This window comes from Luteococcus sp. (assembly GCF_043424415.1).
Lineage (GTDB): Bacteria > Actinomycetota > Actinomycetes > Propionibacteriales > Propionibacteriaceae > Luteococcus.
The window spans coordinates 1-2,684 of the sequence record NZ_JBHWOO010000195.1 but is presented as its reverse complement, the minus strand read 5'-3'; the positions used below and the strand labels follow the sequence as shown (position 1 = coordinate 2,684).

The 2,684-nt window shown below is 69.2% G+C and carries 3 protein-coding genes and 1 pseudogene; all 4 read left to right on the top strand.

The window, feature by feature from the left end; genetic code table 11:
• Positions 1–874 (top strand): ABC transporter ATP-binding protein (locus tag ACHFFZ_RS11345; protein WP_394276724.1); only part of this gene is annotated, 874 nt, incomplete at its 5' end.
• 1 nt (position 875) lies between these two features.
• Positions 876–1,874 (top strand): hypothetical protein, encoded by a 999-nt coding sequence (locus tag ACHFFZ_RS11340; RefSeq protein ID WP_394276723.1) that lies wholly within the window; start codon positions 876–878, stop codon positions 1,872–1,874.
• A 45-nt stretch (positions 1,875–1,919) separates the two neighbouring features.
• Positions 1,920–2,585, top strand: coding sequence for a TetR/AcrR family transcriptional regulator (locus tag ACHFFZ_RS11335; protein WP_394276722.1), 666 nt, complete (start codon positions 1,920–1,922; stop codon positions 2,583–2,585).
• Positions 2,557–2,684 (top strand): annotated as a pseudogene (locus ACHFFZ_RS11330) (ABC transporter ATP-binding protein); the annotation flags it as partial. The gene ACHFFZ_RS11335 and the pseudogene ACHFFZ_RS11330, both read left to right, overlap by 29 nt.

The window sequence follows — 2,684 nt, the reverse complement described above, 5'->3', positions numbered from 1 at the left end:
CGGGCTCGACCTGGTGGTGCCCCGCGGCGGTGTGCACGGCTTCCTGGGGCCCAATGGCTCGGGCAAGACCACCACGATCCGGATGCTGCTGGGACTGGTGCGGGCCGATGCCGGTTCGATGCAGGTACTGGGACGTGACGTCCCCAGGCACCTGCCGGCCGTCATGCCGCAGGTGGGCGCGGTGGTGGAGCGTCCCCGCTTCTTCCCGAACTTCTCGGGCCGGCTGAACCTGGAGCTCGCCGCCACGGCCGCCGGAGTCGCCCCGCGCCGGGTCGACGCGGTGCTGGAGCAGGTGGGGCTGGCCGGGCGCGACAAGGACAGCTTCCGCAGCTACTCGCTGGGAATGCAGCAGCGCCTCGCGCTGGCCGCCACCCTGCTGAAGGATCCCGAGCTGCTGGTCTTCGACGAGCCGACCAATGGCCTCGACCCGTCGGGCATCCACGAGATGCGCGAGACCGTCCGCGGCCTGGGGCGCGAGGGCCGCACCGTGCTGGTCAGCTCCCACCTGCTCAGCGAGGTGGAGCAGGTGGCCGACACCGTCAGTGTGATCGGCAAGGGAAGCCTGCTGGCCAGCGGCAGTGTGGTGGAGCTGCTGGGAGCGCGCGCCAGCCGGGTGCGGGTGTTGGTGGAGGACTCGACGACGGCGGCGACGGTGCTGGTGCGGGCCGGGCTGCAGGTGGGCACCGACGGCCCCGCGCTGATGGTGGAGGGTGCCGGGGACCCGGCCCGGATCACCCGCCTGCTGGCCGACGAAGGGCTCTACGTGCGCGAGATGACGCCGGTGCGTCGCGACCTGGAGTCGGTCTACCTGGAGCTGACCAGCGGAAACAGCCCCGGCGAGGGCAGCGGGATCACCATGCAGAGGGAGAACTGAGATGGCACGACTGGTACTGGCCGAGCTGCGGCGCCTGCTGCACCGGCAAGTGACGATCCTGTGCCTGGTGGGGGTGCTGCTGGCCCTGGGCGTCACCGGCTGGGCTGTCTGGGAGGGCACCGGGCCCCCCACCGAGCAGCAGAAGCAGGAGGCCATCGCGAGCTACCGGCAGGCACAGGCCGACTGGGACAGGAACGGGGCCCAGCAGATCAAGGACTGCCAGGCCAGCAATGAGGAGATGCTCCGCAGCGACCCGCAGATGGATCGTTCCTACCTGATGGAGTGCACCGCCGAGGCCATGGCTCCGCGGGCACAGTGGTACGCCATGACCCCGGCGCGGATGAGCGACGCCGTCATTCCGCTGCCCTACCTGGCCGGCCTGCTGTCGCTGGCGGCAGGAATGCTGGCGGCGGGCAGTTTCGTCGGAGCCGAGTTCACCACTGGCAACATCGGCAGCTGGCTGCTGGTGGAGCCGAGGCGAAGCAGGGTCGTCGCCTCGAAGCTGGCGGTGGTGGGGCTCTTCACCGCGGTGCTGACGACGGTGGTCTCCTGCTTGATGGTCGTCGGGTTGTGGGTCATCGGCCAGATGAGTGACTTCCAGCAAGACCTCACTGGCCAGGCGCAGGCCTCGCTGCTGGCGGGGCTGGGGCGGGGTCTGGTGCTGGCGGTGGCCGGGGCGCTGGCAGCCGCGGGACTGGCCTTCCTCTTCCGCCACACGGTGGCCGTGGTGTCGGCCGTCGCGGTCTACAGCCTCTTCTCCGTCTCCTACGGCAACGGCGACTCCTGGTTGCAGCGCTTCGGCCTCCTCCAGAACCTCGAGGCCTGGTTCGAGGGGCGGATGACCTACACGGTCAACGTGCTCAAGCCCGGAACCACCGATGCCTACTTCGCGGTGCAACACGTCCTCACCCGCGCGGATGCCGGCCTGTGGCTGGGCGGGCTGGCACTGGCGAGCATCGTGCTGGGCTGGCTCTTCTTCACCCGGCGCGACGTGGCCTGATCGGAGTTCTTGACTCAGACTGAACATGCGTTTAACTTCTTGAACGTGAGTTCAAACCCTGCCGACCTCCTGCCCCAGGCGCGTATCCGCCTGGCGGCCCTGGAGCTGTTCGGTGCCCAGGGCTTCGAGAAGACGACGATCCGCCAGATCGCCGCACGTGCCGGCGTCTCCCCCGGCCTCGTGATTCACCACTTCGGCAGCAAGAACCGGCTGCGCGAGCACTGCGACGACTGGGTGATGGAGTTCCTGGAGCAGGAGAAGACGCTGCTCACCCTCGGCCCCCAGCCCGGCCTGCGGGACTACCTGGCCGAACATCCCGAGTACGAACCGGTGATCGCCTACCTGACCACCGGCCTGCGCGAGGGGGGCGCGATCGCGGACCGGATCTACAACCGGACCGTCACCATGACCGCGTCCCTGCTCGACCTGGCCGAGGCGCAGGGGCTGGTGCACATGCCCCAGGACCGGGAGGCCACCGTGGCCTTCCTCGCAGCCAGTTCCCTGGGTCTGCTCATGCTCTCGGAGCAGTTTGCCCGCCAGCTGGGAGGCCAGCAGCTCGACGACCCAGACGTCGTCGAGCGCTATGGCCTGGTGGCCGCCGAAGTCTTCACCCATGGCCTGTTCACGCCCGCATATCTGGAGACGCTGCAGGCAGCCAACACCACCACCCCGGGAGACGGGAATGAACGACCTCGCAATCCAGACCACTGACCTGGTCAAGACCTTCGGCAGGCTGCGCGCCCTCGACGGGCTGACGTTGGAAGTCCCCACCGGACAGGTGCACGGCTTCCTCGGACCCAACGGCGCCGG

Excerpts from the sequence above, each read along its gene's own strand:
- ACHFFZ_RS11340 (WP_394276723.1), top strand. The coding sequence starts at position 876 with ATGGCACGACTGGTACTGGCCGAGCTGCGGCGCCTGCTGCACCGGCAA.